25 protein-coding genes are annotated in these 26,778 nt (G+C 64.0%); 15 read left to right on the top strand and 10 right to left on the bottom strand.

All coding sequences use genetic code 11. The features are described from left to right. Positions 1-126: 126 nt before the first annotated feature. From AC1DXU_RS16390 to AC1DXU_RS16415, 6 genes are all read right to left on the bottom strand, one after another. Complete coding sequence (locus AC1DXU_RS16390) at positions 127-1,443, bottom strand: CmpA/NrtA family ABC transporter substrate-binding protein (RefSeq protein ID WP_477370185.1); 1,317 nt, start codon at positions 1,441-1,443, stop codon at positions 127-129. 357 nt (positions 1,444-1,800) lie between these two features. Next, positions 1,801-3,039: a CmpA/NrtA family ABC transporter substrate-binding protein gene (locus tag AC1DXU_RS16395; RefSeq protein WP_477370188.1), complete on the bottom strand. Its 1,239-nt coding sequence runs from the start codon at positions 3,037-3,039 to the stop codon at positions 1,801-1,803. Further along, on the bottom strand, positions 3,036-3,638 hold the full coding sequence (locus tag AC1DXU_RS16400) for an ANTAR domain-containing response regulator (protein ID WP_477320208.1): 603 nt from the start codon (positions 3,636-3,638) through the stop codon (positions 3,036-3,038). The genes AC1DXU_RS16395 and AC1DXU_RS16400 overlap by 4 nt, the downstream gene beginning before the upstream one ends. A gap of 114 nt (positions 3,639-3,752) precedes the next feature. After that, positions 3,753-4,076, bottom strand: coding sequence for a hypothetical protein (locus AC1DXU_RS16405; RefSeq protein WP_477370191.1), 324 nt, complete (start codon positions 4,074-4,076; stop codon positions 3,753-3,755). Between the two features lie 149 nt (positions 4,077-4,225). Beyond that, positions 4,226-5,659 carry an aldehyde dehydrogenase family protein gene (locus tag AC1DXU_RS16410; protein WP_477370194.1) on the bottom strand — a complete coding sequence of 478 codons (1,434 nt, stop codon included), beginning with the start codon at positions 5,657-5,659 and terminating at the stop codon, positions 4,226-4,228. A gap of 122 nt (positions 5,660-5,781) precedes the next feature. Then, positions 5,782-6,165: an ACT domain-containing protein gene (locus AC1DXU_RS16415; protein ID WP_477370197.1), complete on the bottom strand. Its 384-nt coding sequence runs from the start codon at positions 6,163-6,165 to the stop codon at positions 5,782-5,784. A gap of 331 nt (positions 6,166-6,496) precedes the next feature. Here AC1DXU_RS16415 and AC1DXU_RS16420 point away from each other — a divergent pair, with 331 nt between their 5' ends. Next, positions 6,497-7,561 carry a YeiH family protein gene (locus AC1DXU_RS16420; RefSeq protein WP_477370200.1) on the top strand — a complete coding sequence of 355 codons (1,065 nt, stop codon included), beginning with the start codon at positions 6,497-6,499 and terminating at the stop codon, positions 7,559-7,561. A 6-nt stretch (positions 7,562-7,567) separates the two neighbouring features. Here the strand turns inward: AC1DXU_RS16420 and AC1DXU_RS16425 are convergent, their stop codons facing one another. Both AC1DXU_RS16425 and AC1DXU_RS16430 read right to left on the bottom strand, forming a co-directional pair. Next, positions 7,568-8,065: a GAF domain-containing protein gene (locus tag AC1DXU_RS16425; protein ID WP_477370202.1), complete on the bottom strand. Its 498-nt coding sequence runs from the start codon at positions 8,063-8,065 to the stop codon at positions 7,568-7,570. 146 nt (positions 8,066-8,211) lie between these two features. Next, entirely contained in the window at positions 8,212-8,814 is a 603-nt protein-coding gene (locus tag AC1DXU_RS16430; RefSeq protein ID WP_477370205.1) for a hypothetical protein, read from the bottom strand. Positions 8,815-9,105: 291 nt separating this feature from the next. On the opposite strand from AC1DXU_RS16430, the gene AC1DXU_RS16435 reads away from it, so the two are divergent. From AC1DXU_RS16435 to AC1DXU_RS16460, 6 genes are all read left to right on the top strand, one after another. Further along, positions 9,106-10,002 (top strand): GlxA family transcriptional regulator, encoded by an 897-nt coding sequence (locus tag AC1DXU_RS16435; protein WP_477320239.1) that lies wholly within the window; start codon positions 9,106-9,108, stop codon positions 10,000-10,002. Positions 10,003-10,321: 319 nt separating this feature from the next. Beyond that, a complete protein-coding gene (locus AC1DXU_RS16440; protein ID WP_477370208.1) occupies positions 10,322-11,626 on the top strand; it encodes a M24 family metallopeptidase in 1,305 nt (434 codons plus the stop codon). A gap of 310 nt (positions 11,627-11,936) precedes the next feature. Continuing rightward, entirely contained in the window at positions 11,937-12,614 is a 678-nt protein-coding gene (locus AC1DXU_RS16445) for an isochorismatase family protein (RefSeq protein WP_477370211.1), read from the top strand. Between the two features lie 36 nt (positions 12,615-12,650). Beyond that, positions 12,651-13,604, top strand: a complete 954-nt coding sequence (locus tag AC1DXU_RS16450; protein WP_477370214.1) for an alpha/beta hydrolase — start codon at positions 12,651-12,653, stop codon at positions 13,602-13,604. A gap of 361 nt (positions 13,605-13,965) precedes the next feature. Continuing rightward, positions 13,966-15,606 (top strand): ABC transporter substrate-binding protein, encoded by a 1,641-nt coding sequence (locus AC1DXU_RS16455; RefSeq protein ID WP_477370217.1) that lies wholly within the window; start codon positions 13,966-13,968, stop codon positions 15,604-15,606. Positions 15,607-15,740: 134 nt separating this feature from the next. Then, positions 15,741-17,426, top strand: a complete 1,686-nt coding sequence (locus tag AC1DXU_RS16460) for a hypothetical protein (RefSeq protein WP_477370220.1) — start codon at positions 15,741-15,743, stop codon at positions 17,424-17,426. Between the two features lie 106 nt (positions 17,427-17,532). Here AC1DXU_RS16460 and AC1DXU_RS16465 read toward each other — a convergent pair whose 3' ends face one another. Continuing rightward, positions 17,533-18,390: a hypothetical protein gene (locus AC1DXU_RS16465; RefSeq protein ID WP_477320183.1), complete on the bottom strand. Its 858-nt coding sequence runs from the start codon at positions 18,388-18,390 to the stop codon at positions 17,533-17,535. Positions 18,391-18,518: 128 nt separating this feature from the next. On the opposite strand from AC1DXU_RS16465, the gene AC1DXU_RS16470 reads away from it, so the two are divergent. The 7 genes from AC1DXU_RS16470 to AC1DXU_RS16500 are packed head-to-tail and all read left to right on the top strand — an operon-like array spanning position 18,519 to position 24,765. Next, entirely contained in the window at positions 18,519-19,151 is a 633-nt protein-coding gene (locus tag AC1DXU_RS16470) for a DUF4129 domain-containing protein (RefSeq protein ID WP_477370223.1), read from the top strand. Beyond that, positions 19,148-20,353 carry a DUF4350 domain-containing protein gene (locus AC1DXU_RS16475; protein WP_477370226.1) on the top strand — a complete coding sequence of 402 codons (1,206 nt, stop codon included), beginning with the start codon at positions 19,148-19,150 and terminating at the stop codon, positions 20,351-20,353. Before AC1DXU_RS16470 ends, AC1DXU_RS16475 begins: the two co-directional genes overlap by 4 nt. Then, entirely contained in the window at positions 20,340-21,296 is a 957-nt protein-coding gene (locus AC1DXU_RS16480; RefSeq protein ID WP_477370228.1) for an AAA family ATPase, read from the top strand. Before AC1DXU_RS16475 ends, AC1DXU_RS16480 begins: the two co-directional genes overlap by 14 nt. Continuing rightward, the gene (locus AC1DXU_RS16485) at positions 21,293-22,603 is read left to right on the top strand and encodes a DUF58 domain-containing protein (RefSeq protein ID WP_477320175.1); all 1,311 of its coding nucleotides are present in this window, start codon (positions 21,293-21,295) and stop codon (positions 22,601-22,603) included. The genes AC1DXU_RS16480 and AC1DXU_RS16485 overlap by 4 nt, the downstream gene beginning before the upstream one ends. Further along, the gene (locus tag AC1DXU_RS16490; RefSeq protein ID WP_477370230.1) at positions 22,600-23,619 is read left to right on the top strand and encodes a stage II sporulation protein M; all 1,020 of its coding nucleotides are present in this window, start codon (positions 22,600-22,602) and stop codon (positions 23,617-23,619) included. Before AC1DXU_RS16485 ends, AC1DXU_RS16490 begins: the two co-directional genes overlap by 4 nt. Then, positions 23,606-24,472: an RDD family protein gene (locus AC1DXU_RS16495; protein WP_477370233.1), complete on the top strand. Its 867-nt coding sequence runs from the start codon at positions 23,606-23,608 to the stop codon at positions 24,470-24,472. The genes AC1DXU_RS16490 and AC1DXU_RS16495 overlap by 14 nt, the downstream gene beginning before the upstream one ends. 23 nt (positions 24,473-24,495) lie before the next feature. After that, on the top strand, positions 24,496-24,765 hold the full coding sequence (locus tag AC1DXU_RS16500; protein ID WP_477370236.1) for a hypothetical protein: 270 nt from the start codon (positions 24,496-24,498) through the stop codon (positions 24,763-24,765). 21 nt (positions 24,766-24,786) lie between these two features. Here the strand turns inward: AC1DXU_RS16500 and AC1DXU_RS16505 are convergent, their stop codons facing one another. Then, positions 24,787-25,473, bottom strand: a complete 687-nt coding sequence (locus AC1DXU_RS16505) for a D-lyxose/D-mannose family sugar isomerase (protein WP_477320237.1) — start codon at positions 25,471-25,473, stop codon at positions 24,787-24,789. A 139-nt stretch (positions 25,474-25,612) separates the two neighbouring features. Here AC1DXU_RS16505 and AC1DXU_RS16510 point away from each other — a divergent pair, with 139 nt between their 5' ends. Then, entirely contained in the window at positions 25,613-26,671 is a 1,059-nt protein-coding gene (locus AC1DXU_RS16510) for a D-TA family PLP-dependent enzyme (RefSeq protein WP_477370239.1), read from the top strand. The last annotated feature ends 107 nt before the right edge of the window (positions 26,672-26,778 follow it).

A 26,778-nucleotide genomic window follows, 5' to 3' on the forward strand; every position in this document is an offset into this window, starting at 1 on the left:
AAAGGCTCCTGGGTCGTTGGGCGACAAACGGCGCTTTGCGCCGTTTGCGCTTTGATCGCGCTGGGCGACAACCGCGCAAGCGCGGTTGCGCGCGACAAACGGCGCTTTCGCGCCGTTTGCGCCGGCCTAGGCCGATGCCTTGATCTTCAGGCTGTCGAGATAGGCCGACGGGTTGGCCGGATCGAAAGTCTTGCCGTCGAAGAAGGTCTCGACACCGCGCGACGACGAGGCCGGTATGTCGGTTGCCGCGACGCCGAGGTCCCTGGCCGCCTCGCGCCAGATATCCTCGCGGTTGACCTGGTCGACCAGCGCCTTGATGTCGGTGGTCGGCGCGAATTTGCCCCAGCGGATGTTTTCGGCGAGGAACCACGTATCGTGGCTCTTGAAGGGATAGGACACGCCGCCGTTCCAGAACTTCATGTAAAGATCGGTGCCGGCGGCGACACGGCCATTGCCGTAGTTGATGTCGCCCTTGAGGCGGCCGATGATGTCGGCGACAGGCACGTTCATCCACTGCCGCTTGCCGATGATGGCGGCCATCTCGTCCTTGTTTTCCTTGGCCTCGCACCATTGCTGGGCCGCCATGACGGCCATCACGATCGCCTTGGTGGCGTTCGGGTTCTTGTCGATGAATTCGGCGCGCAGGCCGAGCGCCTTTTCGGGATGACCCTTCCAAAGCTCACCAGTCGTGGCGGCGGTGAAGCCGACGCCCTGGTGGACAAGCTGTTCGTTCCACGGCTCGCCGACGCAGAAGACGTCCATGTTGCCGACCTTCATGTTGGCGACCATCTGCGGCGGCGGCACAACGATGGTCGAGACGTCCTTGTCGGGATCGATGCCGCCGGCGGCCAGCCAGTAGCGCAGCCACAGGTCATGCGTGCCGCCCGGGAAGGTCATGGCGGCCTTGACCTCCTTGCCCTCGGCCTTCTTGGCGGCGAAGGCATCCTTCAGCTTGGAGGCGTCGAGGCCGACGCCGGTGGCGGCATATTCCTGCGCGACCGAAATGCCCTGGCAGTCGTAATTGAGCCGCGCCACGATCGCCATCGGCATCGGCTGCTTGTTCTGCGTCACCTTGCCGGTGTGCATGAGGTAAGGCAGCGGCGTTAGTATATGGGCGCCGTCAATGCCGTTGGCCTCGCCGCCGAGCATCAGATTGTCGCGCGTCGCGCCCCAGGAGGCCTGCTTGAGCACCTCGACATCGGGCATGCCGAATTTCTCGAAAAACCCTTTCTCCTTGGCGATCATCAGCGGTGCCGCATCGGTCAGCGCGATGAAGCCGAGCTTGGCGCCGGTGACTTCCGGAGCGGCGGTCGCCGCATAGGCTCCAGACGGCAGCAGCGCACGCGCGGCCGCCAGGGTTGCCGCGGTGGCAGCACTTGCCATCAGGAAGTTGCGGCGAGTCATGCCCTCGAGAGGGGCTTCAGTCTTGATGCGTTTCGTCATCGTCGTCTCCGGTTGGGCGCAGCTTGGGTCCGCGCCATCGATTGCGTTTCGATCAAAACAAAAAAGCCGCCGGCCAGGCCGCGCGCGTCCGTCCATCCGGGATCGCGTGTTGACCTGAGCGGCAGCTTTGCCTGTAGCGCCCGCCATTGGACGCCTGTTGCGTGACCCCGAGAAGGGCCTGCCTATTGCAAAGCAGGAACCGTGCCAGTTTCGGGACGGATGATAAATATCAATTAAATCAATGATATGATACAATCGTCGGTGCGCCGGCTCGCTGGGCGAGCGAGCCAAAGATTGTTCATTAGCGCAGTTGCACGCACAATTTTTGTGCAATGCACAAGAATGGCGCGGAAATGATCAGGCCTCAGCGCGGGTCAATTTCTGGCCGGTAATGTAGGCGTCGATCTCATCGGGATCGAAGATCTGGCCGTCGAAGAAGCCGTCGGGACCGAGCACGAGGCTTGCCCCTGCCGAACCGACCGGGGTCGCGGCCTTCAGCGCGCCCTCGACCTTGGCATTGGCGCCGGGCAGCGCGACGCCAAGCGGCTTCAGCGCCGAGCGGTAGAGGTCGGGACGGTAGCAGTCGCGGGCAATGGCGAGGTTTTCCGGCGTGTGCGCGACATGCCCCCAGCGCACCATCTGCGTGTAGAACCATAGCGCATGGCTCTTCCAGGGAAAGTTCGCCGCCTTGTCGAAGGGCAGGAAGAAGTCGGCGATATCAAGTTCCGCGCCCTCGCCCAGCCTGAGGTGCCCGGTCAGGATCGGCATCTGCACGGCTGGCGGCAGGCCGAGGAAGCCAGGCTGCGCCATCACCGCGGCCAGTTCGCCATGGTTGACCGGATCCTGGCACCAGCGGGCGGAATGATGCAGCGCGCGCAGCAATGCCGCCAGCGCCTCCGGGTTTTCGTCGGCCCACGCCTTGCGCACGCCGATCACCTTTTCCGGGCTGTTCTTCCACAGCAGCGCCTTGACGGTGACGATGTGGCCGGTGCCGGCGGCGACCGCAGCGCTGTTCCAGGGCTCACCGACGCAATAGCCATCGATGCGGCCAGCGGCCAGTGCGTCAGCCATGAAGGGCGGCGGCACGATGACGATCTCGATCTCGTGCGCGGGATCGATGCCGCAGGCAGCAAGCCAGTAGCGCAGTTCGTAATTGTGCCCGGAATGCGGGTGCACGACGGCGAAGCGCAGCGGCTCGCGGCCGGCGGCGGCGCGCTCGCGGATGAGTGCACCGAGGGCTGCGCCGGCCCGCGCAGGCTGGAGATCGGCCACGGCACCATGCGCCGCCATGCCTTCCCAGACGGCGTTGGAGATGGTGACGCAATTGCCGCCCAACCCCAGCGAGAACGGCACGATGGTCTCGGAAGCGAGCGGCGTCAGCCCGAGATTGCAGGCGAGCGGCATCGGCCCCAGCATATGGGCGAGATGGAAGTGGCCGATGGCGATGCGGTCACGAATGTTGGCCCATGAGGTCTCGCGGTGCAGCGTGAGATCAACGCCTTCGCGCGCGGCAAACCCCAGTTCGCTCGCCGCGACCAGCACGGCGCTGTCGAAGAGCGGCATGAAACCGGCGGTGATCTGATGTGTCGCGCTCATTCGTCCTCCGACGGCCCGAGCAGCCCGGCGGCGGTCACCAGGCTCTGGGCGATGTCGCTGATCTTGCGGTTCTGGTTCATCGCCGTCTTGCGCAGCAGCGTGTAGGCGGCCTCCTCGGAGAGGCCGCGCGACTTCATCAGAATGCCCTTGGCGCGGTCGATGACCTTGCGGCTCTCGAGCTCGCCGCGAACCTCTTCCAGTTCGCGCGCCATGCGTGAAAAAGCGTTGAAGCGGCTGACCGCCATGTCGAGGATCGGCTTGACGCGCTCCTGCCGCAGGCCGTCGACGACATAGGCGGACACGCCGGCATCGACCGCCGCCTCAATAGAAGCCTGGTCGGAGCGGTCGACGAACATGGCGATCGGCCGTTTTACCGCACGCGACAGCTGGAACATGTTTTCCAGCATGTCACGGTTGGGATTTTCCAGATCGATGACGATGACGTCGGGCTCGATCTCGGCGATGCGCCGCGCAATGCCCGACACATCATGGATGACGGTGACCCGCTCATGCCCTGCCTCACGCAAACCGGCCTCGATGATCGAGGCACGGATGCGGTTTTCGTCGATCACCAGAACGGCGAGTGAGGAGCGGACCATGGCTCCAATATGTCGAAGCCGGCGGATTGTGCAATGCGGCATGGAGGGTTGGGATCGGAGTCTAGGCGACAGGCGGACCTCACGCGCAGTCGACTCCCGAGCCTAGCTGGCGGACTAGCCCAGCGGGGCGGCTGAGGCGCTCGCCAAGACTTTGCTTCGCGCCTGCGCATACTCCCAGGCGGAGAACGGTGGATCGATCTTCTGCCGAGGTTCTGCCAAGACGAACGGATCCGGGCCAAACAGGCTGTATAGCTCGAACAGCTTCTCGGCGGTCATGCCCGGCTTGAGTGCGTGTTCGAGATCAGCGTCGACTATGGCTCGACATCGCTCCACGGCCTCATCGTAAGTCGGAAATGTTGCGTCCAGGTAGCGTTCGCTCTCATCCCGGTAATGAAAGTGGTCATCGACAAAGACCTGGTATTGAACGATTTGCGACAACCAGTTGCCCCCCGGCAAAATTCCCTGGGACCTTAGCTCCTCCATTGCGGCTGAGACAAGGAGGTGGGTTTTTGGCAGCGATAGTGGTCCGCCGGCCCGCCGTCCTTGCCGGAGGCCGGCACCCATCGCCGGCCTCAAGCGGGTCAACCCTACTCGGCCGCCTCGTAGCCCGCAATGCCCTTGATCTCGAGGAAATCCTCGAGCCCGTATTCAGCATATTCGCGGCCGTTGCCCGATTGCTTGTAGCCGCCGAACGGCAGGCCGGCGTCCCAGGTGGGGTAGTTGATGTAGACGTTGCCGGTGCGCATGCGGGCGGCGACTTCGCGGGCCTTGTTCATGTCCTTGGCCTGGATGTAGGAGGCCAAGCCATAGACGGTGTCGTTGGCGGTGCCGATCGCCTCTTCGACGCTGTCATAGGGCAGGATCGTCAGCACCGGCCCAAAGATTTCTTCGCGGGCTATGCGCATGTCCGAGGTCACATCGGCGAACACGGTCGGCCGGACATAGTAGCCGCGGTTGAGTTCGGCGGGACGGCCGGGGCCGCCGGCAACCAGCGTAGCACCCTCCTCGATGCCGCTCTGGATCAGCTCCTGGATCTTGTCGTACTGGATCTGGCTGACCACGGGCCCGAGCTTCGTGCCGGCCGCATCGGCCGGGCCGACGGTGAACTTTTCCGCCGCCACTTTGGCGTAGCCCGCCGCCTCGTCATGGCGGTCGCGCGGCACGAACATGCGGGTCGGCGCGTTGCAGGACTGGCCGCTGTTGCTGAAGCAGCCGGCGACGCCCTTGCTGACGGCGTTGGCGAGGTCGACATCCGGGAACAGGATGTTGGCCGACTTGCCGCCCAGTTCCTGATGCACGCGCTTGACCGTGTCGGCAGCGGCCTTGGCCACCAGAATGCCGGCGCGGGTCGAGCCGGTGAACGACATCATGTCGACATCGGGATGGCTGGACAGCGCCTGACCAACGCCCGGCCCATCGCCATTGACGAGGTTGAAGACGCCCTTGGGAACGCCGGCCTCGTCGAGGATTTCGGCAAAAATGATGGCGTCGAGCGGGGCGATTTCGCTTGGCTTCAGCACCATGGTGCAGCCGGCCGCAAGCGCGGGACCGACCTTGCAGGTGATCTGGTTCAGCGGCCAGTTCCACGGCGTGATCAGGCCAACGACGCCGATCGGCTCCTTGACCACGAGATGGTTGCCCTTGACGTGGCGGAACTGGAAAGTCTTCAGCGTCTCGGCCATCTTGGTCAGATGCGCGAGGCCGATGCCGACCTGGCTGTCGATCGCCATCTGGCGCGGCGCGCCCATCTCGCGCGACACCGCCACCGCCAGATCGGCGCTACGCTCCTTGTAGACTTCGATGATGCGGTTCAACAGGTCGAGCCGCTCGGCGACTTCGGTGAAGCCGAACGTGTTGAAGGCGCGCCTGGCGGCGGCGACCGCCTTGTCGACATCGGCCTTGGAGCCGATCGAGATCTGCGCGAAGGCGTCCTCGTTCGACGGATCGATGACGTCGAGAACCCTCGGCACGACCGGATCCAACCAGGCGCCATCGATATAGAACTGCAGATTGTGAGACATGGTTCTCCTCGGGAGATTTCTGATCTGTTTGGGGAGCGATCGGCGGATCGTCGTATCGGTTCAGAGATAACGATGCGGCAAGACCGATGTCAAACGCAAGGGCGGGCAATTGAGCCAGACGGCTACAGAAGCATGTGCCCGGCCGCCACCAGAAGCCCCCTTGCCGCGGCTTCATCCGTGGCCTTGACCAGCAGATGGTCGCCATCGAAAGTGGATACCAGGAAAATGCCGAGCTCGTTTTCCGACAATGGCTTTATTACCGACAGCACGATGCCTGTTTCGTCAAAGGCAAAGGGACCCTGGAGTTTCAGGGCCACCCAGTCCCTGTCGTGCTTCACCCCGTCTGGCACCCGCTCCTGCAGGCAGACGATCGAAAGCTCGTCCTCGTTCCTGGTGATGCTGACGAAGCCCGGCCCGTCCGCCCAGCCGGGAATGCTTTCTTTTGCTTCGAGGCGCGAAACCGCATACCGCCCCGAGAGTGGCTTCAACCGCACCCTGACTGCCATCCGACCCTCCCTGTTTGTTGGCGATCACGCCAGCTTCTTGCTCATATAGACCGTTGTGCCGTTCATGAACGGCTCTTTCGCGGTCGATCGCGTAACCGTGCCGCCTGTAGAGCGATACATTGGCCTCGAAGGCGCAATTCGCGGCGGCCGGCCTCACGTGCCTTCTGCTCGGCGCGCTCCAGCAACAGCCGGCCGATCCCCTTGCCCTGCGCCTGCGCCCCCGCGCCCTAACCTGATCGTTCGTAAAAATCGATCATTCTAACCAAAACAATTCGTTGGAAGATTGGTTTAGGAATGGCATTCCTCCGGCGTAGTCGACTGGAGAATTGCATTGTCTGCCGCCACCCACATTGCGAACGATATTCCGAAAAGCACGATTTCTGCCGATCTGGTGGCGGGCCGCAAGCGGCTCGATTCGGTGTGGAATGGCGTTATCCCCGGCATCGTGCTGGTGGCGATGATCACCGCCGCGGCTTTCTCGGCCCACAATGTCTCCGGCTTCGCGCTGTTCAGCCCGATGATCCTCGCCGTCGTCGCCGGTATGATCTATTCCAATGTGCTCGGCACGCCCGCCCACGCCAAGGCCGGCATCGCCTTCTCGCAGAAGCGCCTGCTGCGCTTTGCCATCGTGCTGCTCGGCTTCCAGCTGACGCTCGGCCAGGTCGTCTCCATCGGCGCCGGCGGCGTCGGCATTGTCGCGGCCACGCTTGGCGCGACCTTCGTCTTCACCATTATGCTCGGCCGGTTGCTCGGCGTCGACCGCAAGCTGGCGCAGCTGATTGCCGCTGGCACCTCGATCTGCGGCGCTTCGGCCATTGTTGCCACCAACATCGTCACCGATGCGCGCGACGAGGACGTCACCTATGCCGTCGCCTCGATCACCCTGTTCGGCACCGTCGCCATGCTTGGCTTCCCGCTGCTGGCGCCGGTGTTTGGTCTCGACCAGCATGCGTTCGGCCTGTGGGCTGGCGCCTCGATCCATGAGGTGGCGCAGGTCATCGGCGCCGGGTTCCAGAACGGCGCCCAATCCGGTGAGATCGCCACGGTGGCCAAATTAACGCGCGTTGCCATGCTGGCGCCGATGGTCATCGCGCTTGGCCTGATGGCGCGCCGCAAGACGAGCGACGATCGCTCGGCTGCCCGACCGCCGATGCCGTGGTTCGTTGCCGCCTTCATCGCCGTCGTGGCGCTGAACAGCCTGGTCACCGTGCCGGCCGAAGTGAAGTCGGCCATGGCGCTCGGCACCACCATCATGCTGACCATGGGACTGGCCGCCATGGGCCTGCAGGCCGACATTTCGCAGCTGCGCTCGCGCGGCCTGCGGCCCCTGGTGCTCGCCTTCTCGGCGTTTCTGTTCATCGGCTGCTTCAGCCTGATGCTGGTGAAGTTCGCTTAAAGCCGTTCAATCCTCGAACGAGCTTGCCGCGACATAGATCGCCGCCAGTTGCTCTATGCCGGTCTGGTCTTCCTTGTCGAAGCGGCCGGGCGTCGGGCTGTCGAGATCGATCAGGCCGAAGACGCCGTCATTGTCCCTGAGCAGCACGACCAGCTCCGAGCGCGAGGCGGCGTCGCAGGCGATATGGCCGGCAAAGTCGTGCACATCCTTGACCAGCATCGACATTTCGAGATCGATCGCGGTACCGCACACACCCTGGCCGACCGCGATGCGCACGCAAGCCGGCTTGCCCTGGAAGGGTCCAAGCACCAATTCTTCCTCTGATGCCATGAAATAGAAGCCGGCCCAGTTGAGATCCGGCACCATCTGGAAAATCAGCGCTGACGTGTTGGCCGCGTTGGCGATCGAGTCACGTTCGCCGTCGAGCAGCGCTTTCAACTGAGCGGCGAGGTCGCGGTAGAACGCTGCCTTGTCGGTGCTGTCGATGGCCTTGGCCGCAAACATGATGCCTGGTCTCCGTTGCCGGCGTGCCGAAACGCCGGCTGCCTGTCTGCCACCAATGCAGCGGTTGGGAAATACACAATCGCGATGCTGCCGGCGGAAAGCGCGGCCGCGCTCAGCCGTTCACTCGCCCTGAACCGGGTCGGCGCTCAGTTCGGCCGGCGGCCAAAGATGCGAGCAGCGCGCCCAAGCAGGCCGGAGCCGGCACTGGTTGATGGGGCTGGTTGCGCTGCATTGTCGGCTGAAGGATGGTTTCGCGTGTCGGACACCATTGCCATGACCGCTTTGTTGGCGTCGAAGGCGGAGGTTGGTCGGGCGTTCTTCATTCTCTGCTGGGTCAGCGGCGAACAGGTCGGTTGGCCGTCGGCGCCCAGAATCTCCCCCACGGTCAGCTGGTTGGTGAAGCGGTAAATATCCCAAACGGCATATTTGACGGCCTGTGCGTCATAGGCGCCGCTTTTGTGCTTGGCATGCATGTCCATCAATTGCGGGATCAGGAATTGCGCCTTATCGGGCGCTGCCTCGCCTTCGTATGGCAGCGTGCTCCAGCCAGACTTTATCAATGTAGACCTGAGTTCGGCCGGCCCTCGCCACAGCGCAACGGAAGTTGCAGGATCGACAAAGGCCGCGACGTAATTGCCCTTCATGTTGTGGGCGATGCCGACCTGGATCAGCAGATCCTTGCACTCGGGGACGAGCCAGACGGCCTTCGGAAAAATCGATTGCAGTTCGAAGTCGTAGTTGAGTTCCACCGCCAGCGTTCCATCGCCATGACCGCTGTCAGTCTCGCTGTTTCCGCTTAAGGTTTTCCTATCCCGTTTGGTGAACGGTTGGTTCGCTGGCCGAGCGGGCGGGCGCAGGTATCGCTTGTCGTCTCCGTTGCCAGCGCGCCCAACTGCCCGCTACAGTTTGCGACAGCCAGCCATGACGCGTCCGGGAAAATCACCATCGTGAATGCCACCAGCGGAAAACGCGACCGCGCGCAGCCGACGGCAAGCGCAGGGCCCCTCACCTTCGCCGTGCTGGTGTTTCCCGGCTTTCCGATGATGGCGTTCAGTTCGGTCATCGAGCCGCTGCGCGCGGCCAACGTGCTGGCGAAGAAAGACTGCTACCGCTGGGTGATCGTCGGCGCCGCCGAAGGACCGGTCGAAGCCTCGAACGGCGTCGTCATCCAGCCGGGCTTTTTCGCCGGCGATGCGCCGAAGGTCGATCGCATCGTCGTCTGCTCGGGCGGCAATGCCGACCATGTCGTGGCTGATGACGCGATGCACTGGATCCGCAAGAGCCTGCGGGGTGGCGCCCATATCGGCGCGGTGGCGGATGCCGCCTTCTTCCTGGCGCGAGCCGGCCTGCTCGACGGCCATGCCTGCACCTTGCACTGGACCAGCCAGGCCGCCTTCACCGAGGCGTTTCCTGATATTGAGCTGCGGCGCGATCTCTATGTCATCGACCGCAAGCGCTTCACTTCGGCCGGTGGAGTCGGCAGCCTCGACATGATGCTCGAGATCATCACCAACGACTATGGCGCCGAGCTTGCGGCCGGCGTCGCCGAATGGTTCGTGCACAGCCCTTTGCGCTCCAGCGTCGATCGCAAGCTGATGCCGCTCAGGCTGCGCACCGGCGTCCAGAACGAACTGGTGCTGTCGGCCATCGCCATCATGGAGGACGCGGTGGAGGAGCGGCTCGCCATGACGGAACTGGCGGAACGGCTCGGCGTCTCCTCCGACAAGCTGGAGCGCAATTTTCGCTCAGAACTCAGCATCTCGCCCAACGGCTATTACCGGCGGCTCAGGCTGAAGCGCGCCGCCGACCTTTTGGCGCATTCAACGCTGATGGTGCGCGACGTGGCGCTTGCCTGCGGCTTCGCCTCGATGTCGAGTTTTGCGCGGGCGTTTCGCGAAGAGCATGGGCATGCGCCGAAGGCGATGCGACGGCATTAGGCGTCTAGCGCTATCACAGCGCAACGTTGGCRGGACAGCGCCCCCCTCTGTCCTGCCGGACATCTCCCCCACTTGGGGGGAGATCGGCAGTTTCACTGGCCGCGCCTCCTCTTCAACTTTGGTGGTTGGCGGAAGCAGCAACGACGGCCAATCTCCCCCCTCGTGGGGGAGATGTCCGGCAGGACAGAGGGGGGCGTGAAGGATCGCGGCGTTGCTCGCTTCTAGCTAAGCCACCCTGCGGCATCCAGCACGACATTTGCGGAATGCCGCACAAGATTGACGCCCTGCCCCGCTATGGTCGAGGCTTCAGGAGGCACTCATGAGCATCGTCGTATTCGACCCCGACAGCACCGAGGATGTGGACTTCAAGGACCGCATGCGCCACCCCGCCACCGCGGACCCGGCCGGCGGCATGTGGCTGTCCGACACCGAGCCGTCCTTCATCGATGCGGATGCGTTGCGCAAAGGCCGGCTCGCCAAACTGCGCGGCTGGATGCGCGAGGCCGGCTATGGCGGCGTTGTGCTGTTCGACCCTTACAACCAGCGCTACGCCACCGGCTCGCGCAACATGTTCGGCTATTTCCTGCGCAATTCGACCCGTTATTTCTTTATCCCCACCGTCGGGCCGATCGTGCTGTTCGAATATCCGCAGAGCTACCATGTCTCGATGGTGCTCGACACGATCGACGAGGCGCGGCCTTCCAAGCTCGTCTGGTCTTCCGTATCGGGACGCGACGACGAGACCGCCGGACCCTTCGCCGACGAGATTGCCGAGCTGCTGAAGAAGCAGGGCGGCGGCTCGATGAAGCTCGGCCTCGACCGCTGCAGCCATCTGCAGGCTCTGGCCCTGGAAAAACGCGGCTGCGAGGTCCGGGATTGCCAGGGCGAGATCCTGGCGGTGCGCGCGGTCAAGACGCCTGAGGAGGTCAAATGCCTGCAGGTGTCGATGGCCGGCGCGGAAGCCGCCGTTTACGCCGTGCGCGAGGCGATCAAGCCCGGCGTCTCCGAAAACGAGCTGTTCGCCATCATGTATGGCGAGGTGATCCGCCAAGGCGGCGAGTTCATCGAGACGCGGCTGCTCACCTCGGGCCAGCGCACCAATCCATGGTTCAACGAGGCGAGCGGCCGCAAGATCCGGCCGGGCGAACTTTTGGCGCTCGATACCGACACGATCGGCTGCTACGGCTATTATTCCGATTTCTCCCGCACCTTTCGCTGCGGGCCTGGCAAGCCGACCGACTATCAGAAATCGCTCTACCGCATGGCGCACGACCAGGTTCAGCACAACATCTCGATCGTCAGGCCCGGCATGGCGTTTCGCGAGATCGCCGAAAAGGCCTGGAAGATACCGGACCGCTTCGTCGACCAGCGCTATACCTCGGTCATGCACGGTGTCGGCATGCATGGCGAGACACCGTTCATCGCACATGCCATGGATTACGAGACCTATGGCCGCGACGGTTTTGTCGTGCCCGGCATGGTCGTGAGCGTGGAGAGCTATATCGGCGAGAAAGGCGGCCGCGAAGGCGTCAAGCTGGAGGACGAGATACTGATCACCGAGACCGGGACGGAGCTTTTGTCGCGCTTTCCTTATGAGGATGAGTTTTTGGAGAAGCAGGTTTGAGAGTCGTTTCGCATCCTTCGGCAACCATCGTGAACGCCCATCCCGTCGTCATCCTAGGGCGGAGCAAGGAGCGCAGCGACGCGGCGCAGACCCTAGGATCCATGCCGGGACTCCCGAGCGCCGCAACGGTGCAAACTCTGCACCGCTGTGTTCCCTGGCCAGCGTCACGGCATGGATCCTCGGGTCTCCGCGACGGAGCTTCGCTCCTGCTTCGCCCGTGGATGACGAAGCTGTGGAGGCGCCGGCCATTCACCACCGTTTGCGCCAGCTTGGCGAACGGGATGGTGTCGACCACCGACCGAGGCGCAGCATGAAAAACCCCATCTCCATCAAACGCGGCACTGTGGCCGCCGTGTTCATCGACCTCCAGGAGGAGCATCGGCAGGACAAGCGCTATCTGGTCGAAGGTTTTGACGACATCCTCGCCAACGTCCAGCGCCTGCAGGCGGCGGCGCGGCGCAACTTCGTGCCACTCTATCACTGGGCCTATATCGTCGATACCGCCAAGGCGCGGCCGTTCCATCCGCTCGATGCCGACGGCAAGTCAGCCTTTTCCGACAAGAGCGATCCCCTGACGGAAATCTGCCACGAGGTGGCGCCCGCCAATGGCGAGGCGTTTCTGATCAAGGCGGAGGCCAGTGCCTTCCGTTCGGGACCGGCGGCGCGCGACCTCAAATCCGGCGGCATCGAGTGGCTCGTCGTGGCTGGCGTGTGGACCGAGGCCTGCATCGACGCCACCGTCAGGGATGCGGTGGCATCCGGCTTTCGCGTGCTGCTGGTCAAGGACGCCTGCGGCAGCGCGAGCAGCGCCATGCACCAGACCGCCATCCTCAACCTCGCCAACCGGCTCTATGGCGGCGCCGTCACCAATACGCTTGATGCCTGCAGGTTGATGGCAGGCGACACGGTCACCACGTGGCAGGTCGAGGGCTCGGTGCCTTTGCGCTTCACCTATGAGAACGCGGCGCGGCTCTACGACGAGCTCTGACGCCGGAAGCGGATTGCGATGGGCACGATCCACCAGATGACGAAGCGCGGGAAGTATACCCGGCGGCTCGACCCGGCTTTGTGGGCCTATATCGATCGGGTCAACGACTGGTACCCACCCGAGATTGCCGAACTGCCTATCGACAGGCAACGCGATGTCTATGACGCGATGTGCCGGGCCTTCCACCAGGGCACTCCGCCAGGAGTATCCGTCAGTGACGGCCTGATCGTCGCCGGCGATCACAGCATTCCAGTCCGGCGCTACCAGCCTGCCGGCAAGGCGCCGCGTGCGATGGTGGTCTGCTACCACGGCGGCGGCTTCGTGCTGGGCGGGCTCGATAGCCATGATGACATCTGCGCCGAAATCTCAGCCGGCACCGGCTTTGCCGTGCATTCCGCCGACTACCGGCTGGCGCCCGAGCATCTGCATCCCGCCGCCTTTGACGATGCACTGGCCGTGTTCGAATGGGCCGCGGCAACGAGCGATCTGCCGATCGTGCTTTGTGGCGAGAGCGCCGGGGGCAATCTCGCCGCCGCGGTCGCTCATGCCACGCGCGGGCACGCCCGCCGCCCCGTGGCCGGTCAGGTGCTGATCTACCCCGTCCTTGGCGGCGACGAGAACACCGGCTCCTACATCGAGCACAGCGAGGCGCCGCTGCTGGCCACATGCGACATCGCATTCTACCGCACCATCCGCTCAGGCCCGGCCCAGTCGCCGGATGATCCGACATTCTCGCCACTGCGCGACAGCGATTTCTCCGGCCTGCCGCCGACGGTCATCATCACCGCTGAGTGCGATCCGCTGTCCTCGGATGGCGAGGCCTATCGCGACCGGATTGTTACCGCTGGCGGCAAGGCATGGTGGCATGAGGAACCGCGACTGGTGCACAGCTTTCTGCGCGCCCGCACGACCGTGCCGCGTGCCGCCGAGGCCTTTGTGCGCATCATCGCGGCGGTTGCGGCGCTGGGTAAAGGCGAGTGGCCTTATTGAGAGCCAACGGCGGAGCGCCAATCTCCGCCCATGTGGGGGAGATGGCCGGCAGGCCAGAGGGGGGCGCGAAGGATCGGCAGCCTTCGATCCTCTGACTATCCGAAATCCTTTGAGGGCTCAGTTGAACTTGGCTGAGAGGTCGGCGGGACAGCGCCCCCCTCTGTCCTGCCGGACATCTCCCCCACATGGGGGGAGATTGGCTGTCATCCCAACTGCGGAACAGCGCACAAGAACTGCGGAAACCCGAACACTCCGCTGCGTCACCCCGCCCTATCATCGCCCCAAGGCAATGGCGTCCCGGCGAAACGCATCCGCCCCCGCATCGGCGTTGCGGCGGGGCGCCCAACAAGAGGGAACGACGATGAAGTTCATGCTGACCGACAGAAAACTGCACCCGCAGGCAAAACCCGTCGCCGACGATTTCAAAAAGGGCGGCCTGAACCGGCGCGAATATCTCGCCATGATGGCCGCGTTCGGAGTCAGCGCCGCCGGCGCGCTGGCGCTGGGCGGCCTTGCTCCCTCTCCGGCCCAAGCCGAGGAACCGAAACGCGGCGGCACCTTGCGCGTCGCCATGAACGTCAAGGGTTTCAAGGATCCGCGCACCTTCGACGGTGTCGAAATGTCCAACGTCGCCCGCCATTGCAACGAATATCTGGTGCGCTGGAACACCGACTTCACTTTTGAACCCTGGCTGCTCGAAAGCTGGGAGGCGAGCGACGACGCCAAGACCCTGACGCTGCATGTGCGCAAGGGCATTTCCTGGTCGAACGGTGACGCCTTCAACGCCGATGACGTCGTCCACAACCTCACCCGCTGGTGCGACGCCTCGGTAGCAGGCAATTCGGTCGCCGCGCGCATGGGCGCGCTGGTCAATGCCGACACCAAGAAAGCGGTCGATGGCGGCATCGAGAAGGTCGACGACTTCACCATCAAACTCAATTTGCCGAAGCCCGATATTTCGCTGATCGCCGGCATGGCCGACTATCCAGCGCTGATCATGCACCGCTCCTATGAGGGCGACGGCGACCCGATGAAGGCGCTGGCGATCACCACCGGACCGTGCGAGCTGGTAAAGTGGGATGCCGAGACCGGCGCCGAGGTGAAGCGCAAGGACAAGCCATGGTGGAAGGGCGAGTTCCATCTCGACGGCATCAAATGGGTCGACTACGGCTCCGATCCCAACGCCATGCTGTCGGCCTTCGAATCCGGCGAGATCGATACCGACCACGAAACCGCTTCGGACGCCGTCTCGCAGACCGAGCAGATGGGCCTGCAAAATTCCGAGATCGCCACCGGCTCAACCATCGTGGCGCGCTTCAATGTCGGCAATGCGCCCTATGACGACGTCAAGGTGCGCCGCGCTGCCCAGCTCGCCGTCGACAATTCCGCCGTGCTGGCGCTCGGTCTCGGTGGTCGCGGCAAGCCCGCCGACAATCACCATGTCGGCCCGATGCACCCCGAATATGCCGATATCGGCCCGGCCAAGCGTGACATGGACCAGTCGAAGAAACTGCTTGCCGAGGCCGGCAAGGCCGATCACGAATTCGACCTCATCTCCGTTGATGTCGAATGGCAGAAGAGCACCGGTGACGCGATCGCCGCGCAGATGCGCGAGGCCGGGCTGAAGATCAAACGCACCGTGCTGCCGGCCGCCACCTTCTGGAACGACTGGAGCAAATACCCCTTCTCCACCACCGAGTGGCTGGGACGCCCGCTCGGCGTCCAGGTGCTGGCGCTGGCCTACAAATCGGGTGCCGCGTGGAACGAGAGCGCCTATGCCAATCCCGAGTTCGACACGCTGCTCGACAAGGCGCTGGCGATGCCTGACGCCAAGGCGCGCAAGGAGATCATGGCCAAGATCGAGCAGAATTTGCGCGATAGCGGCATCATCATCCAGCCCTACTGGCGTTCGGTCTACCGCACCTATCGCAAGGGCGTGCATGGCTGCGAGCAGCACCAGTCGCTCGAGCAACACTTTGAGAAGGTCTGGCTGGACGCCTGATCCTCCCAGGATGGCGACCTGGCCGGCGCTGCAACTCTCAGGCAGCGCCGGCCGAATGCTATTTGCCATGTGGGTGAATTTTGGCACAGATTGCGCCTGACCGACCTTTGGCTCAGAGCGAGAACCAACCAGGCATGGATCATTTCGATCTCGGCACCTATCGCCGCCCCATCTCCACCGCCTCGGCCGAGACGCAGCGCTGGTTCGATATCGGGCTGAACTGGTGCTACGGCTTCAACCACGAGGAAGGCATCAAGTGTTTTGAGAAGGCGCTGGAAACGGACCCTGATTGCGCCTTCGTGCATTGGGGCATCGCCTATGCCGCCGGCCCTTTCTACAATCTGACCTGGAAGGAACACGGCGAGGCGGAAGCCCATGCGGCGACCAAACGCTGCTTTGAGCATGTCCAGCTTGCGCGTGCCAACGCGGCAACGGCCAGCGCGGTGGAGAAGCGGTTGATCGAGGCGCTGGCCTCGCGCTTCCAGAAACCGCACGCGGTGACGCCACCGGAATTCGAGCAATGGGACAATGCCTATGCCGCTGAGATGCGGCGCGTCTACCAAAGCTTTCCCGACGACCACGATGTGATGGCGCTGTTTGTCGAGGCGCTGATGATGCGCACCGTGCGGCGTCTGTGGGATCTCAAGACCGGCAAGCCGGCGCCGAATTCCGATGTCGTCGAGGCGCTTGAGGTTTGCGAGCGCTCAATCCGGTTCGCCGACGAGGCCGGCGTGGCGCAGCATCCGGCGATCGTGCACCTGCACATCCATCTGCTGGAAATGTCGACCATGCCGGAACGCGGCATGCGCTCGGCGGATCTGCTCGGTGAAATGTGCCCCGATGCCGGGCACATGAACCATATGCCGGGCCACATCTATGTGCTGTGCGGCGACTATGAGAAGGCGAAGCTGGCCAGCGAAAAGGCGGTGCGCGCCAACGACCTCTATCTCGCCTATGCGGATGAGCCGACCTACTATTTGCTCGGCTGCTGCCACGACCTGCATCTGATGATGTTCACCTGCATGTTCCTTGGCCAATACCAGCCGGCACTATGGGCCGCCGACAAGGTGCGCAGCCTGGTCACCCGCGATGTCGTCAGCATCCCCGACCGGCCGAAGCTGACGCAGACCGTGGAGGGCTATGACGCCATGCGCGCGCATGTGCAGGTGCGCTTCGGCCGCTGGCAGGAAATCATCGACGAGCCGATGGTCGAGGAGCCTCAACTCTATGTGCTGACGGCTGCCATGCAGCACTACGCCAAGGGTGTTGCGCATACGACGCTACGAAATTTCGCAGAAGGTGAACAGGAGCGCGAGCGGTTCCATCAGCACCTGTCGCGCATCCCGCCGGAACGGCGTTTCGTCAGCAATCCAACGCGGGCCTCGCTCGCCGTCGGTGCTGCTCTGCTCGATGGCGAGCTTGCCTATCACCAGGGGCGGCACGATGAGGCCTATCGCCATCTGCGACAGGCGGTCGAGCTTGACGACAACCTGTCCTACACCGAGCCATGGGCGTGGATGCACCCGCCGCGCCATGCGCTGGCAGCGCTGCTGCTCGACCAAGGCCACACTGAGGAGGCCGAGCAGGTCTACCGTGACGATCTCGGCCTGAGCGGCAAGGTGCAGCGCTGCGCCCAGCACCCTAACAATGTCTGGGCGCTGCATGGGGTGGTGGAGTGCCTGAAAAGGCGCGGCGAGACCGTGGAGCTGCCGGGGCTGCAGGCCAGACTCGATGTGGCGCTGGCCAAGGCTGATGTGGCAATCACCTCATCATGCCTGTGCAGGACGAGCGTGCAATCGGAGCATAGCTGCTGTCATTGAAGCCGTGCGCAGTCCGCCCTGTGCCGGGGATGCCTGGTGCCATGGCTACGACCTGCCGGGATCGGCCTGATGTCTCAGGCCGATCCTCTGCGCGGCGGCGTCTTTCCTACGAGAAGACTTCCGCCAGTTCTTCGACGCTGGTGCCTTCCTTGACCTGACGCAGTTCGACGTAGGTGACGGCGATCGCCACGGAAATCACTGCCGAAACGATTGTCGACAGCAAGCTGCTTCCGATGGCGGCGGCAATGAGTCCGGTGGTGCTGATACCGCCGCTTACAATTGCAGCCTGAAACAGCAAGGTGAAAACCACTTGTAGCCCTATCGCAACAATGCCGAGGACCAGAAACAGCGCGAATATCCGCCAGCGGCTTCCCTTCGTTAGTGCTCTGCTTCGCGAAATCGAGGCGAAGACGCCAGGCCTTTCCTGAACGGCGACGGGCACGGCCACCGATATGCTGATCAACCACATGGCTATGGGGATCAGCGACAGAAGTGCAATCACGCCGCCGACAATGGGGATAGCCATGGTGATGATCGTTAAAATCATCGCCACCAGAAAAATTGCCACGATGATCACAAGGCCAATTCCGAGCGTGGAGAGGAAGCTGCGCAGGGCTATTTGAATGCAATCGCCAATCGATGGGCGCTTGCCGTTCAAATCTTCTATTGTCGCTCGCACAAGCGCCGCCTGCGCCAGAAAGGCCAACATCAGAAGCACCAGGCCGGCAATCATCGAAACGGCACCGTAGCCTGCCATCGCCGATTGCTCGAACCCCTCGCCGGGTACTACCATCCTGGCAATCCGTCCAAAGCTCCAGATGTTGTACAGCAGCGCAGGCAGCGTCGAAAAAAGGCCGACGATGGCGGCAAGTGGGACGAAGCTACGCCCGATAACCGAAAACGTATTGCTGAAAGCGCTGCCGATGCGGAATTTTTCCGGTCGGACTTCGGCAATCGACGCCATGCTATATTCCCCCCTGCTTATGGAACAAAATCCCAAACTGTCGGATATTGATACTTGCGGTTGGAGGTGCTTGCAATTGTCTTGGCGTATTGCCAGTGTCGACCGCAGGTTGCATGGGGGGCGAAGAGGTGACAGCTGCACAGCCGGACGCTGCGCAAGCCGAATGGCTGGCCAAGCTGCACAAGCAGTTGCTGTCGGACGATTCGATCCAGTTCGGCCTGCCCGCCTATGTCCCGCCCAAGACACCCGACTGGCTGAAACCGCTGGTCGAGTTCCTGGGCAAGCTTGGCCCCTACATGATCTACCTGTTCTGGGGCGCGGTGATCATAGCAGCCGCCATCGTCCTGCTGCTGATTATCCTTGAAGTAAAGGGCGTCGCCTGGCGCCTGCCCTGGGGCCGCAAAAAGAGTGTGGCCGAGGCGGAAGCAACCTGGCGTCCGGACACCGTTGCGGCGCAGATCCTGTTGTCGGAAGCCGATGAGCTGGCGGCGCAGGGCAATTACGACGAGGCGGTGCATCTTCTGCTGCGCCGCAGTGTCGCCGACATTGCCGGCCGCCTGCCCGACTTCCTGCGCCCGTCGCTGACCGCGCGCGACATCGCCAATGCTGCTTCGCTCCCGGCGCGGGCGCGCAGTGCCTTCACCCAGATCGCGCGCATCGTCGAGGCGGCGCTGTTCGCGCGCCGGCCGGTCGGCCCGGAAGGCTGGCAGGAAGCGCGCGGCGCCTATGAGCGATTCGTCTTCAGGGATGCCTGGGTGTGAGCGCTGCGACAGACGACATCGCCCAACAGGAACCGTTCAGCCGAAGGACGCTGTTCTGGGGCATCCTTGCCAGCCTGCTCGCCGCGGCAGGGTTTTTCCTGTTGTCCACCTATGCCCCCGACTTCCGCCAGCCGAATGTCGGTGGCGCGACGCCGCTGTCGAAGAGCGGCATCGGCTATGCGGGCCTCGCGGAATGGCTGAAGCTGACCGGCGAAGCGCCCGATATGGCGCGTTCCGACAGCGATCTCGGCACCGAGATGCTCCTCATCGTCACCATTTCGCCCGACAGCGACCCCGATGCGCTTGCCAACATCATCAAACTCCGCAAGGGCCTCGATACGCTGTTCGTGCTGCCCAAATGGGCAACCATGCCGCTGGCCGGCCACGAAGGCTGGGAGATGAAGATCCTGCGGCTGCCCAATGTCATGGTGGACGACTGGCTCGGCCGCATCGCCAAGGCAAAAGTCGGCGAAGGTGGAACCGCTGCCTCGCAGCTCAACATTGCGGGACAGACGGTCAGCGTTCCCGATCAACTGCAATGGGTTGCCGACAAACATCCCCTCATTGCAGCCGGCGACGGCAAGGCCGTGCTGACCGAAGTCGAGGATGAGCGATTCTATGTTCTGACCGACCCCGACCTGATCAACAATGCCGGGCTCAAGGATCCTGATAAGGCGGCGGCGGCGCTCAAGCTGATCGAATTCCTGCAGCCCGAAGAAGGTCCGGTGATGTTTGACCTGACGCTGCATGGCATGGGACGGAAATACGATCTGGCCAAGCTTCTGGTCGAGCCGCCATTCCTGGCGCTGACGCTGACGATCCTGGCGGCGGCGGCACTTGCGTTCCTGCATGGCCTTGGCCGGTTCGGACCGCCGCGGGCCGATCAGCGCGCCATCGCCTTCGGCAAGCGGGCACTGGTCGACACCACGGCGACGCTGCTGCGCCGTGCCGGCCGGCTGGAGGAACTGGGGGATCGCTATGGCGCGCTGGCGCGGGTGCGCGCCGGCGCGCTGCTCGGCGCACCGCACGGTTTGCAGGGCGAAGCGCTCGACCGCTGGCTCGATTCCCGCGATAAGGGCGAACCCGGCGGATTCACGACCCGCCTGCAGGCCGCCGACGCGGCAAAGACCCTGACACAAATGCATGAGGCAGCCGAACAGCTGCACGACTGGACGGCAAGGAGGCTCGGTGAACGTCGATGATGTAAAGGCCCTGGCGACACAGATCAGGGAAGAGGTGGCCAAGGCCATCACCGGGCAACACGATACGGTCGATCTGATGCTGACGGCCTTGTTCGCCGGCGGGCATATATTGCTCGAGGGACCACCGGGCACGGCCAAGACGATGACGGCGCGCTGCTTCGCCCAGGCGCTGGGCGTCGCCTATGGCCGCATCCAGTTCACGCCCGATCTGATGCCTGGCGATATCGTCGGCTCCAACATCTACAATTTCCAGACCGGGCAATTCACGCTGACGCGCGGCCCGATCTTCTGCGATCTGTTGCTCGCCGATGAAATCAACCGCACGCCGCCCAAGACCCAGGCCGCTCTATTGGAGGCGATGCAGGAGCATGCCGTCACCTTTGACGGCACCACCCATTCGCTCGGCCAGAATTTTATGGTGGTGGCGACGCAGAACCCGATCGAACACCAGGGCGTCTATCCCCTGCCCGAGGCCCAGCTCGACCGCTTCCTGTTCAAGCACCGGGTGAGCTACCCCGGCCCCGAAGAGGAAAAGGCGATCATCATCCACCATGGCGGCGGCACCGCCTCGCACGATATCAAGCAATACGGCATCACCGCCCAAACCGACCGCAAGGCGCTGGAAAAGGCGCTGGCGACGGTCGGCGAGGTCACGCTTGTCGACGATGTCGTCGACTATATCGCAAGGCTGGTGCGGGCGACGCGCGCCAGCCCCGATCTGGAGGTTGGCGCCAGCCCACGTGCCGGCGCCATGCTGGCGAGGGCCGCACGTGCCCGGGCAGCGCTCGACGGGCGCGCCTATGTCATCCCCGACGACGTTAAGGCGCTTGCGGTGCCGGCGTTGCGCCATCGGGTGATCCTGTCGCCGGCGGCGCAGATCGACGGCCGCCTGGTCGAGCAGATCGTCACCGACCTTGTCGACCAGACGGAAGCGCCACGTTGATCTATCCGAGCGGCCGGGCAATCTGGGCAGGTGCGGCAGGTGCAATACCGGCCTTCCTGATCGCGCTTGCACTGCCGTCGCTGTGGTATCTCGGTCTGCTGTGGATCTGCGCGCTGCTCGCCTTCCTGGCGGTGGACGCGGCCGCGGGGCGCGGGCGCTCGTCGCTGGAGGCCAGCATCCATGCCCCGCCGCAGGTCAGCGTCGGCGGCCAGTTCACCGTCCATGTCACCGCCAGGCTTGGCGGACGCCCGCGCGCGGTGCAGGCGCGTCTCGGCCATGATGAGCGGCTGGCGCCGCTCGGCGGCACCGGCGGCGCGTTGACAGCTGAGGCCGGCAGCGCCTCGCTCGACCTCAAATTTCAGGCGCTGCGGCGCGGCATGGCCAGGTTCGACCGCTTGTGGGTGCGCTGGCGCGGGCCGTTCGGGCTGGTCTGGAACCAGGTCGTGCTGCCGATGGACAGCAAGGTGGCGGTGCTGCCCGACGTCAGCAGCGCCCGTGATGAGGCGATCACGCTTTTGCAGCGCCAGGCGCTGCCCGACGGCCATGCGCAACGCCGCGCCGGCCAGGGCCGCGAATTCGAGGCGCTGAAGGACTACCAGCCCGGCATGGGCCGGCGCATGATCGACTGGAAGCGCACCGCCCGCCACGGCAGGCTTCTGGCGCGCGAGTTCCGCATCGAAGAGAACAACAACATCGTGCTGGCCATCGATAGCGGCCGGTTGATGTGCGAGCCCGTCGACGGCGTGCCGAAGGTCGACCGCGCCGTCACCGCCGCCTTGCTATCGGCGTTCATTGCGCTGAAGGGCGGCGACATGGTCAGCCTGTTCGGCTTCGATGCGCGCCCTCGCGTTTCCAGCGGCGCGGTACGCGGCTCGGCTAGCTTCGCCATGATCCAGAAGCGGGCGGCGGAGATCGACTATTCCACCGAAGAGACCAACTTCACCCTGGCGCTGACGACGCTGGCAGCGCGGCTCGACCGGCGCTCACTGGTGATCATCTTCACCGACTTCGTCGATCCGATCAGCGCCGAGCTGATGCTGCGCACCGTGGGGCGGCTGACCGAGCGGCATCTGGTGCTGTTCATGATGATGAAGGACGTCGAGCTGGAAACGCTGGCCGACATGCCGCCGGACACTCCGGAGGACGTGGCGCGCTCGGTCGTCGCCGGCGGATTGCTGCGCGAAAGGCAGGTCGTCATCGGGCGGCTGCGGCTGCTCGGCGCCCATGTCATCGAGGCCGACCACCAGAGACTCGGGCCGGCGCTGGTCGAGCGCTATCTCGAGCTCAAGCGGGAGGATCTGTTGTGAACGCGCTGGTCGGCAAGGATGCCGTGCGCCAGTCGCTGGCGAGCTTCCGTTCGGAGCGCGAGGCCGACTGGAAAGCATTCGAGGCGCTGCTCGCCCGGGTCGAGAAACGCGCGCCGCGCACGCTGTCGGAAGACGAGCTTTTGTCGCTGCCCCTGCTCTACCGCTCGGCGCTGTCGTCGCTTTCGGTGGCGCGGGCGACCTCGCTCGACAACGCGCTGGTCAGCTATCTCGAGGCGCTTTGCCTGCGCGGCTATTTTTACCTCTATGGCGCACGTCGGAGCCTCAGGCAGCGCATCGGCGATTTCTTCCTGCATGACTGGCCGCATGCCATTCGCGATTTGTGGCGCGAAACCATGCTGTCGGTCGTCCTGACCTTTGTCGGCTTCGCCGCCGGCTACTGGCTGGTGACGAAAGACAAGGGCTGGTTCGATGCCATCATTCCGCCGAGTCTTGCCGGCGGGCGCAACCCGGACGCCTCAGTCGAAGTGCTGCGCCAGGTGCTCTACGATGGCGCCGACAGCAACTTCCTGTCGGGCTTCGCCGCCTATCTGTTCACGCACAATGTCCAGGTGGCGATCCTAGCCTTCGCGCTCGGCTTTGCCTTCGCGGTGCCGAGCGTGCTGTTGATCCTGATGAATGGCTGCCTGCTCGGCGCGATGTTCCAGATCTATGTCGCCAAGGGGCTCGGGCTGGAGCTCGGCGGATGGCTGTCTATCCACGGCACCACCGAGATGTTCGCGATCGCGCTGGCGGGCGCTGCCGGCATGCGCATCGGCACGCGCATCGCCTTCCCCGGCGAACTGACCCGGATGACGGCTGCGGCCGATGCCGGGCGCGTGGCCGCCACCACCATGGTCGGGGTGACGATCATGCTTTTGTTTGCCGGGCTGCTCGAAGGCATCGGCAGGCAGGTGATCACCAGCGACGGTACACGCTACGCCATTGGCGGCGGCATGCTGACGCTATGGCTTTGCTATTTCTATTTGTTCAGGGTGGTGCGGCATGGCGACAGCTAGGCGCGCTGCCGTCTCGACAATACGGCCGCTGATCACGCCCGAAGGCGTCGATCTCAGGATTAAGCTCGCTGATGCCGGCACACGCGGCGCCGCCTTCCTGCTCGACTTTGTGATCATCATCGTCACCGCAATCGTGATCTCGATCGTCGCGCTGTTCGGGCTGGCCGGCCTCAACGGCGAAGGCGCTCAACCGCTGTTCATCGTCTGGATCATCCTGATCTTCTTCCTGCGCAACGCTTATTTCATCGCCTTCGAAGCCGGCCGGCGCGCGGCCACGCCCGGCAAACGGATGGTCGGCATCCGGGTGGCGTCACGCAGCGGCGCCGGCCTGTCGGTCGATCAGGTCATCGCCCGCAATCTGATGCGCGAGATCGAGATCTTCCTGCCGCTGTCGATCATCCTCGGCCGCAGCGAGATGGGGCTGGCCGACACGCTGTCGACGATCTTCGGACTGGTCTGGGCGCTGCTGTTTGCGCTGTTCCCGCTGTTCAACCGCGACCGCATGCGCATCGGCGACCTTTTGGCCGGAACCTGGGTGGTCGAGGCGCCGAAGGTGGCGCTGGTCGAGGACCTGTCGACAAGAAAGGATCCCGGCGCCGGAACATTCCGCTTCAGCCAGGCCCAGCTCGACGCCTATGGCATCGCCGAACTGCATAAGCTGGAGGAGGTTCTGCGCCGCGACGATTATTTCGCACTGAAGACGGTGGCCGAGACGATCGGACGCAAGATCGGGGCGACGCCGCAAGCGCATGATGCCCGCGCGTTCCTAACGGCATATTACGCAGAGCTACGCGCGCATCTCGAACGAAAGCTGCTGCTTGGCACCCGCAAGGCCGACAAGCACCAGCGGTAGCAACCCCAGGTAACGAAGCCGCCATGAACACATCTCTATCCGAGCTTGAACTTCAAGAGATGGAAGGCCGAGTGGTGATGGCCCAAGGTGGTCCGTGGAAATCATGGGTCGAGGGCCGGGATTTCCTTGGCGGATCGAATTTCATCCAAACCGGCCAAGGATCGGATCGAGGCGAAGACATCGAGATGACCGGCGCGACTATCGCGGATCAGGATTTCATGGCCGCCGCGCGTCAGGATATCCCTCGCCTGATCGCCGAGGTGCGCAGGCTACGCGCGCTCCTCGATCGATAGAAGGCAGCGAGCTCGCCTCTCCTAACCCACCCACTTCTCATAGTCCGACACCAGCAGGTGCAGCGGCGCCACATCCTCGTCGATGTTGGAGAAGCGGCCGATCGGCTCGCGGAAGACATTGTCGGTGAGATCGTCATTGACGGTCGAGACCTCGCCGATCAGCACGTCCTTGCCCTCTGCCCAGAAGGCATGCCAGACCCCGGGCATCAAGGTGACGCTCTGGCCCGGATCGAGCTTCAGCAGCCCGCCCGCCGGCAGTCTGTGGATGGTGCCGTCGACCGGCACCGAGACCTCGGCCTTCGGATCGATCCCGCCATCGCGATCATGCATGAACAGTTCGAGCACCAGCTTGCCGCCGCCGCGGTTGATGATGTCCTCGGCCTTGATGTTGTGGCGATGCATCGGCGACAGCTGATCCTTGCGTGAGATCATGATCTTTTCGGCATAGAGCATGCCCATGCCCTTCTTCATGTCGGCGTAGACGCCGTTGCGCACGGTGAACAGGAACAGGCCGAGCTCGTCGAACTTCTCCTGGCCGTAGTCGGTAATGTCCCAGCCGAGCCGCGAGCTGAAGACGGCCGCGGAGTCCACCTTGCGCGCCTTCATCTCTTCGGGGCTCCAGTAGGCGAAGGGCGGCATGATGTAGCCGAAGGAGCGGATGAAGGCGTCGGCGTCGCGGATGATGTCGTTGATGGTGGAGCGTTTCATGATCATGATCCCTTCTTCAGGCGGTGCCTGTAGCGCATAACCGAACACCGTTCCGGTGTCGACGTAAACTGCATGCTGGCCCCATGACATCGGCTGCGATCGAGGCCATAAGTCTGGGCAAATTCCCAGGGTGACATTCATGCTCAGCATAGACGACCTCGATACGCCGGCGATCCTGATCGATGCCGGCCGCGCCGAAGCCAACATCGCGCGGGCGCAGGCCCATGCCGACCGCCATGGGCTGAAACTCAGGCCGCACATCAAGACGCACAAGCTGCCTTACTGGGCCAGGAAGCAGGTCGCCGCCGGCGCCGTCGGGATCACTTGCCAGAAGATCGGCGAGGCCGAAGTGATGGCCGATGCCGGCCTTGCTGATATTTTTCTGCCCTACAACATTCTCGGGCGCGCCAAGCTGGAGCGCTTGCTGGCGCTGCATGGTCGTGTGACGCTTTCGGTGACGACCGACAGCAAGGAGACGCTCGAGGGGCTGGCTGCTACCTTCACCGATGCCGGCCACAAGCTGCCGGTGCTGGTGGAATGCGACACCGGCATGGGGCGCTGCGGCGTCCAGTCGGCCAGCGAGGCGGTCGCGCTGGCGAGAGAGATCGACAAGGCCAAGGGGCTTAGCTTCGGCGGGCTGATGACCTACCCGGCAGCGGGCCGCGCCGCGGAGGCCGAGGCCTGGCTTGCTCAGGCCAAGCAGGCACTGGCCGCGTCGGGCCTAGCCTGCGAGCGCATCTCCAGCGGCGGCACGCCGGATATGTGGCGCTCCGGCGAGGACAGCGTCGTCACCGAATACCGCCCCGGCACCTACATCTATCTCGACCGCTATCAGGTGGCCAAAGGCGTCGGCAGTCTTGACGATTGCGCGCTGACGGTGCTGTCGACGGTGGTCAGCCACCCGACGCCGACGCGCGCCATCCTCGATGCCGGCAGCAAGGCGCTGACCAGCGACACGCTGGGGCTTGCCGATTTCGGCGAGTTGCTGGGCGTTCCCGGCGCCAGGGTCACCGGCCTCAGCGAAGAGCATGGCAACGTCACGCTTTCGGGCGAGGCAAAACTGCGCATCGGCGAGCGCGTGCGCGTCGTGCCCGACCATTGCTGCGTGGTGACCAATCTGTTCGACCAGGTGCATCTGATTGCGGGCGAACAGGTGCTGGAGACGCTGCCGGTAGCAGCGCGGGGGCGGACCGGCTGACGCGAACATTCAGACCCGTGTCCGGGGCTTGGCGCTGGTCGTCCCCTGTCTAAGGTCCGGCTTGTCCCCTGCGATCCCCCACGTCAATCTGGCTTCAGCAAGCTGGC

This window comes from Mesorhizobium sp. P3_A10 (assembly GCF_056403175.1).

Coding starts and splice junctions, on each gene's coding strand:
- AC1DXU_RS16390 (WP_477370185.1), bottom strand. CDS start 1,443: ATGACGAAACGCATCAAGACTGAAGCCCCTCTCGAGGGCATGACTCGC.
- AC1DXU_RS16395 (WP_477370188.1), bottom strand. CDS start 3,039: ATGAGCGCGACACATCAGATCACCGCCGGTTTCATGCCGCTCTTCGAC.
- AC1DXU_RS16400 (WP_477320208.1), bottom strand. CDS start 3,638: ATGGTCCGCTCCTCACTCGCCGTTCTGGTGATCGACGAAAACCGCATC.
- AC1DXU_RS16410 (WP_477370194.1), bottom strand. CDS start 5,659: ATGTCTCACAATCTGCAGTTCTATATCGATGGCGCCTGGTTGGATCCG.
- AC1DXU_RS16415 (WP_477370197.1), bottom strand. CDS start 6,165: ATGGCAGTCAGGGTGCGGTTGAAGCCACTCTCGGGGCGGTATGCGGTT.
- AC1DXU_RS16425 (WP_477370202.1), bottom strand. CDS start 8,065: ATGTTTGCGGCCAAGGCCATCGACAGCACCGACAAGGCAGCGTTCTAC.
- AC1DXU_RS16435 (WP_477320239.1), top strand. CDS start 9,106: ATGATGGCGTTCAGTTCGGTCATCGAGCCGCTGCGCGCGGCCAACGTG.
- AC1DXU_RS16440 (WP_477370208.1), top strand. CDS start 10,322: ATGAGCATCGTCGTATTCGACCCCGACAGCACCGAGGATGTGGACTTC.
- AC1DXU_RS16445 (WP_477370211.1), top strand. CDS start 11,937: ATGAAAAACCCCATCTCCATCAAACGCGGCACTGTGGCCGCCGTGTTC.
- AC1DXU_RS16450 (WP_477370214.1), top strand. CDS start 12,651: ATGACGAAGCGCGGGAAGTATACCCGGCGGCTCGACCCGGCTTTGTGG.
- AC1DXU_RS16455 (WP_477370217.1), top strand. CDS start 13,966: ATGAAGTTCATGCTGACCGACAGAAAACTGCACCCGCAGGCAAAACCC.
- AC1DXU_RS16460 (WP_477370220.1), top strand. CDS start 15,741: ATGGATCATTTCGATCTCGGCACCTATCGCCGCCCCATCTCCACCGCC.
- AC1DXU_RS16465 (WP_477320183.1), bottom strand. CDS start 18,390: ATGGCGTCGATTGCCGAAGTCCGACCGGAAAAATTCCGCATCGGCAGC.
- AC1DXU_RS16495 (WP_477370233.1), top strand. CDS start 23,606: ATGGCGACAGCTAGGCGCGCTGCCGTCTCGACAATACGGCCGCTGATC.
- AC1DXU_RS16500 (WP_477370236.1), top strand. CDS start 24,496: ATGAACACATCTCTATCCGAGCTTGAACTTCAAGAGATGGAAGGCCGA.
- AC1DXU_RS16505 (WP_477320237.1), bottom strand. CDS start 25,473: ATGAAACGCTCCACCATCAACGACATCATCCGCGACGCCGACGCCTTC.
- AC1DXU_RS16510 (WP_477370239.1), top strand. CDS start 25,613: ATGCTCAGCATAGACGACCTCGATACGCCGGCGATCCTGATCGATGCC.